The 6,751-nt window shown below is 34.2% G+C and carries 8 protein-coding genes; all 8 read right to left on the reverse strand.

Going from position 1 to position 6,751, the window contains the following annotated elements; genetic code table 11:
* Positions 1–124 precede the first annotated feature (124 nt).
* Positions 125–613 (reverse strand): hypothetical protein, encoded by a 489-nt coding sequence (locus BI291_RS14820; RefSeq protein WP_074499550.1) that lies wholly within the window; start codon positions 611–613, stop codon positions 125–127.
* Between the two features lie 159 nt (positions 614–772).
* Positions 773–2,509: a replication endonuclease gene (locus BI291_RS14825; protein ID WP_083602091.1), complete on the reverse strand. Its 1,737-nt coding sequence runs from the start codon at positions 2,507–2,509 to the stop codon at positions 773–775.
* Entirely contained in the window at positions 2,493–2,774 is a 282-nt protein-coding gene (locus BI291_RS14830; RefSeq protein ID WP_074499551.1) for a hypothetical protein, read from the reverse strand. The genes BI291_RS14825 and BI291_RS14830 overlap by 17 nt, the downstream gene beginning before the upstream one ends.
* A 1-nt stretch (position 2,775) precedes the next feature.
* Positions 2,776–3,006, reverse strand: coding sequence for an AlpA family transcriptional regulator (locus BI291_RS14835; protein ID WP_074499552.1), 231 nt, complete (start codon positions 3,004–3,006; stop codon positions 2,776–2,778).
* Between the two features lie 108 nt (positions 3,007–3,114).
* Positions 3,115–4,071: a hypothetical protein gene (locus BI291_RS14840; RefSeq protein WP_139302629.1), complete on the reverse strand. Its 957-nt coding sequence runs from the start codon at positions 4,069–4,071 to the stop codon at positions 3,115–3,117.
* A gap of 2 nt (positions 4,072–4,073) precedes the next feature.
* Positions 4,074–4,892, reverse strand: coding sequence for an HNH endonuclease domain-containing protein (locus BI291_RS14845; RefSeq protein WP_074499554.1), 819 nt, complete (start codon positions 4,890–4,892; stop codon positions 4,074–4,076).
* 7 nt (positions 4,893–4,899) lie between these two features.
* Positions 4,900–6,045 (reverse strand): site-specific integrase, encoded by a 1,146-nt coding sequence (locus BI291_RS14850; protein WP_074499555.1) that lies wholly within the window; start codon positions 6,043–6,045, stop codon positions 4,900–4,902.
* A gap of 266 nt (positions 6,046–6,311) precedes the next feature.
* Positions 6,312–6,635 carry a hypothetical protein gene (locus BI291_RS18335; RefSeq protein WP_139302630.1) on the reverse strand — a complete coding sequence of 108 codons (324 nt, stop codon included), beginning with the start codon at positions 6,633–6,635 and terminating at the stop codon, positions 6,312–6,314.
* Positions 6,636–6,751: the final 116 nt, after the last annotated feature.

Consider the following 6,751-nt stretch of genomic DNA (forward strand, 5'->3'; position numbering starts at 1 on the left):
CTTGACGACTTCTAGCGATAGTCATTTCGCTTCCTTGCGATTGATTTACAATGACTCAAAGATTAGACAAACACTGGAATTTTACAAGTTAATTATGGTTAATTATGGGTGTCTAGATTATTATTTATTCATCGTTATATTTGTAGGGTTGCTGAGCTAAAGATAAGTAAGTTCTTTTAGCTTGGCTTTCATTTAATAAATCAACTTGATCAAGTTCACAGGCATCTATTTCTTGTTCATCATTATCCAAATATTTATAAAACTGAATAGGTTCGAAGGTATCTGAAAAATTATTCGGTATATCCACAATCGACTTTGCAACATGAAAGTATACTTCGATATCATTGTGAAGTGCAGAATCACGTTTTTGGGTTCTTAGTGCTTCTATATAACTAGAAAAACGCGTTTCTTTTTTGGCTTTTACCTGATGCATTGAACGATAACTACCATCAGGGTTAACTATTGCGAAATCATCTAAGCTTTCAATTTCAAGTTCCAAAGTTCTTGCTTCTTCACCCAGCTCTTCAAATAATTTTAAGCAGTGAATTACCGCTATTTTTCCTTGGTATATATAGCCACTACACGAAGAAATCGCTGTATGAGGAAGAGGCATAAAAATCCTTTTTATAAGTTAGAAAAGTACTACATTACTTATACAATGCAAACAATAGACACGTGGATACTAGATGTTTAAGTACAATATAACCAATAAGATACCACATTGAATTTAAATAAACTTGAGCTTGAACAAATATTTAAATATCCAGTACAGTTATTTACAGAACTCCAAGTTATCACAAACTACGTTTGCTCTTTCTAAACGCCAATTGAAAAACCTTGTTAATATCATCTGCCCTTGATAGTAAATACCTTTGATGGTTTGAATGATATTCCCGTCATAATGCCCTAGCTTACATTCGCCAGTTTCACTGTTAAATGATGAATCATAAGCGAGCTTTAACGGTTGGTCTTTACGTCTTGAAAACACTCCGCCCATTGCATTAATAAAGTCATCCCATTTACTTTCATCAGCTGCTATCCTTGCTTTTTCTACCACAGAATTTAATGATAACTTTTGCTTTAAGCGCCTTAATTCACGCCAGACAGATACACTTGCCCCACCAATTTGTTGAAACTGACGAATACACCAACAAGAAGACCAAGCATCTACTCGTTGTGCTGCTGTTATAGGGTCTTCACCGTAAACACCTTTATCTAATCCTTCACCGTCTATGTTCTTTGATACATACTTTGCGATATAACCTGTAGCACTACCTTTTTTCGGGTCTATTAACTTAAAGTCACAGCGGTTCTCTTGAGCACCTTTTTCATCACCATCTTCTTCGAGTGCGTAATGACGAATGATGCTTTGTAATAGCTCTATATGATTCTTTTCAACGAATAACAGCATATGCCAATGAGGTGTGCCGTCGTGTTGTGGCTCAGCAACACGAAAACCATAAGGTTTAATACCTTTTCTATCTAGCTCTGCTCGAATACGTGACCAAACTTTACAAAGGTATTGATTCGCTTGATAAGGTGTAAAACCTTCATATTTGGGGTTACGTTGACCTGATTTCGCAAACGCAGCGTGGTACTTCGAAGGACACGTCATCGTAATAAAAAGCCCTTCGTGGTTATGTGATTTAGATAATTCTTCAAAACCTCGCATTCTCACCATTAATTCGGCTTTTCTGACCGCTGGGTTAGAAACATTTAAATCAGAGAGTTCTTTTAAGGAAAACTGCTGACCAATATCATTAATTACTTTCATTGAGCTAAGCATTTGCTCGTTACGTAACTTTTGCTGTTTTCTCTTTTTAACCGTTAAATCACTGGCGTAAATTTGTTTATACTTTTGAACTAAGTTCAATTCTATCGCGGCTTGTTCGTAGGCTTGATTAAAAGTTTTTCGTAATCGTCTATTCCACCAACCTAAATCACACATGCGCTTTATTGTGCCTAATTCCGTTACGCCTTTCCCCGAAGTAATAACCGCCTTAATGCGAAATGTTTCGGCATAATCCGTCAGTATTCGAAGTATTTCGCTTGCATTCGACTCACAAATATCCGTTAACGGGTCAAGGCGCTTCGTTACGTTACGGAATTCTTCGTTATGGGAGCTTTCTTCGTTACGGAAATTTCCGTTAACATTATGATGTAATGCCATTCTTCGACATCTATCTGCGCAATCCTGTGCAATGACTCGTATCTCTTCGTCATCAACCGTTAACGAATGACGAAGCTTTTCAGGTAATAAACTCACAATCATTTTTGTGGTGTTTAAAATGTATAAATTACGCTCGCGTCTAACTTTTAATTTAAATGCCTTATTCAGAATTATTCGCTTAATAACATCAGGTACTTTATTTAATTGTTCAAAGATAAAATCTACATCAGCTCTATCTGCTGCACACTCATGCCTTTCCTCTGTCAGAAAAGGATAATCTTTAAATACAGAAGCGATTTTATTGAGTTTATGTTCAAGTACATTATTTTGAGCAGTCATTTTTGTACTCCTCAAATACTTTTATACCTAAATCACTAATCGAATAACGTAAATATCTCACCCCCATAATGACTTCAAGGCGGTCTTCAATAAGGCCATTAACTTTTAATGGCCTCAAGTCTTTTCTTTTAATGATTACGCCAATCGATTCAGATGGTGTAAAACGTTCAAATGCTCCGCTACAAAGTTCAATACAATAGCTGATACTTAAGCCATGATAAAAACAACGAAGGTGAAAGTAGTTATTGCTGGTTAATTTAGTCATATTAAGCTCCTTTCTCCATTAAATGAGATTGCTTATAAAAACTATCTAACCAATTATCTAAATCTTCGATTAAGTATCGAACAGCGCGGCCTATCTTTATAAACCGTGGTGCAGATGTTCTGTTTTCTCTATTACCTTCCATTCTTGATTGACGAAGAAAAGATCTGCTCATCCCGATATATTCTGCTGTTTCTATTTCAGTTAGTGCTCTTTTGTTTTTGGTGGTTGGCATGTGTGCCTCCTGATTAATTTATGTTTCAGGAGACTTTTTACGGAGGTGTTTTACTAAAATGAGCTTATCAATGAACTGAATGAGCTTATAGGTGAAAATTACATTTTTTTAATCATCAAAAATGAGCTTTTTCATTCTGGAAACCCTGTTTGAAAAGGAGCCGAAACTAATAGATTTCCTAGGTCTAGATTTTTTATCTACCCACTCAATTGAGTCGTTTTCAGAAATAGCGCGTATTAAATTGTTTTTATCAAAAACCCGACACCCTTCTAATTCTGAAGATTCTTCTTCAATAATTCGCCAATATATTTTTGCAGTTTTTTTAGGGTTAGCTCTGATGATCTCAATTAACAAATCATTGAAATCATCTGTACGAGTTTTGATTTCTTTATGAACTGTTGTCGTTGATAATTTTACTTTTGGTTCTTCTATGACCTCATTTTGAATAATTCCAGTCACTTGCTGAGCCTTAATTATTTCATCAGCTAGAATACAAACATCATTGAGACTAAAAGACTTCCAATGAAAGAATAATTCATTCTTAACTGTTACAAGAGGATTGGGTATTGAATCGCCAGAATATTTACCTGTAGTTTTAACTTCAGCAATAGCGCCAAGTTGTTCAACTAATCCTTCAAACATTTTAAGGTTGCTTTTACGCTCTTCAGGATAAAATCGAAAAGGTAGATGTTCCCATTCTATATCTGTAAGCTCCTTTTCATTCCATTCTTCAATTACTGTATTCGGAGTAGTAACATTGAAGGGATAAGAGGCCTTGTAGCTAACCAATTTTTCTTTTTGAAGTATATTACTTTGCGTTAAATTTAATTTGTTTTTTTCAAATAGCTCCGTTTGTTCTTTGCTGGTTAAAGAAATTAGTCCGCTATAATTTGCTTGTCCAAAACCAACAAATTTACCTTTTCGCCAACCACCTATAATGACATTGGTAGACTTAGAAAATAGACAAAATTTTATCTTTGATTCTGCGACAAGATAATCAATATCTGACAGGGAAAAATCAAAAGATTCTTTTAAGTCATCTAGGCGATAGTATTCTTTAATCATTTTCATTTGCTTAGAATCACTTTAACTATGTTATTAATATACTGGTAATTATTATAAGCGGCACTTTTGCGAAGGAATCCAGCTGGAAAGTTAATTTCAATATCATCGACAAGGAGTTGAACATCATTACGATTTAATAAATGATATTTCACTTCATTTTTATTATATAACTCGCATAATTTTTGATTTATTTCACTGATTTCGTCTGAAATTTCTTTAATTCTATTTTCATTAATTACCTTTCTTTTTTTATCAATTTCTTTGATAACGATGCTTCTTTCTATTCTCCAATCTTTACCTTTCTCTCTTTCAAGTTGATTCAAATATTTCAACTTAGACCTATCTTTTTTGACTGAATTCGCAGACTTTAAGCATAATGCGATGTTTAGTGGCCAAAAGCTTCCACCGGCTGAAACAGGTATAATATGATCAATAGAAAATGTTCTAGGATTAAAGCTGATTCGTTCACCTGTATAATAACAATACCCGTTTTGAATTCTGTAGATGTCTTTTATATCTTGATTTGTATAAATCCCCGTTGATTTAGTTTTTTCCCGTTCTTTCCTTTTTGCATTAGCTTTTGACCAACGTGAATTTTTTTTTATTATTGCGTATATCTCGTCTATCTCTTCAGACGAAGAAGCAGAGTAGTAAATTTGATCTCCATCTTCAGCAACCAATAATATTTTCTCACCAACATCTTTCTTTTTCTTTTCTGAAAGCAAAAAGAAATCTTCTTTTTCGAAGCAACTTAGACTCACTTCTTGGTCAAGAAATGAGAATAAATCAATAAACTTTTCAGGTGAAATATACTTTTCCATTTACATGTTATCCAATTAAATTTACTGCCGCCGCCTTATGTTCAGGCGCTAAATGTGCATACCTTAACGTCATTTTTAAATCACTATGACCTAGTAGTTCCCTTACTGTATTTAAATCAACACTAGCCATGACTAATTTACTAGCAAAGTGATGCCTTAAATCGTGAAATCTAAAATTCGTTATTTTAGCTTTATCTAGTAATTCTCCCCATATATAAGGAAAGTCTTTCAAAGGCAAACCATTCTTATCTTTAAACACAAACCCTATTCCATCAGTTTCTTGTTGCCATTCTTTTAGAGTATTAAAGGCTTGTGTATTTAACGGTAAATGGCGTGTACTACCGGATTTTGCATTTTGAAAGTCAACGGTCAATATTTTGTTATCAAAATTAATATGGCTCCACTCAAGTGATAATAGCTCACCTTTACGCATGCCTGTATTTAATGCGAGTAACACTATCACCTTTAAAAATGGTGTATCACATGCTTGTAGGTTTTCTCGCAACCTTATTTCTTCATCTTTTGATAAATAGCGAACTTTAGAGTTATCAACCGTTAAGGTTTTTACTTTACGTAAATCATGGCTATCAATCACTCCCCATTCAACCGCACGACTCATACAGCCCTTAATCGTGTTTATTTGTCGATTGGTTGTTGCAGGTTTAACTCCATCGGCTAATCGCTTATTTCGCCATTTCTCGATCTCCCACGCGTTAATATCGGCCAACTGAAAGTCCATCAACGAAGGGAAAGAAGATTCAAAGGCTTTTATAGTTTTTTCAGCTGTTTTAGGGTTACGAGACTTTAACCAAGGAGCATATTTTTCTTCTAAGAAAAATCGTAGTGTAGAAAATTTAGAATATTTAGTTTTAGTTCGGTCATGCTTTCTAACCGCTTGAACATCGACACCTTGAGTGACTTCTGCAATTTTGATTTTAGCTAAGTCTCTGGCTTGTGCTGGAGACATTTGACCATCTATACCTAATCGATAATTTACTTGTTTACCATTCAATCGATAAAACAGGTAATAAGTGATCAGTCCAGAGGGTGTTATTCGGGCATGAAACCCTGATATATCTGTGTCATTTAATCGCTTATCTTCTGGCATTAAATTTTTAATACTAGTTATAGTGATCTTAGCTTTTACAGGCATTACATTATCATCTCGTGTAGCTCATTTGTAGCAGGAACATTATGCTACAATGAACAACAAAGAACAATACAAAACAAGCGAGAAACAATTAAACATTGTAATAACAGCAGCTTATCAGTTAACAAGGTTCATACTTGTTCATTGGCGTTTATAGGTTATTACACTTTAAACGCCCTAATAATGGGCAAAAAATTGTTTGCTAAAATGTTGAGGAACGAAAACAGCAAACTGTTTTTTGTCCTTATTAATTAGCTTGTTATGTAACTTTACACAAAAGCTACACTTAGTGATACAAATGCAGAAATAAACAATAAATATAGTAACCAATTGCTATTAGGTTTTTGAGATTCTAATTCTTTCTCATAATGTTGAATCATGTCATCAATTGAGCCTTTGAATTTACCAAAACGATTAATTTGATAAGATTGCTCATTAGGTAACTGGACAAAATAATCAGTATATTTAGAAAGATATTCACGGAGTGTTTGAGGATCTAATGCGGTTTCCTTTGAAATAGAAAAAACTCCGACTCCTTTAGGCGTATGAGAATTAAGTGTTTCCAATATTTTAGATAGTTCACTGACTTTCAAAATTGCTTCACCCTTGAGAGTTACATAGACATAATGACTCCCCACGAAAGTGCTGATCTCCAATCATTCGTGGATTAGCTGATAGCCAGAGCCATAATTAGTTTGTTAAATACTAA

The organism is Thalassotalea sp. PP2-459 (assembly GCF_001913705.1).
Taxonomy (GTDB): Bacteria; Pseudomonadota; Gammaproteobacteria; order Enterobacterales; family Alteromonadaceae; genus Thalassotalea_C; species Thalassotalea_C hakodatensis.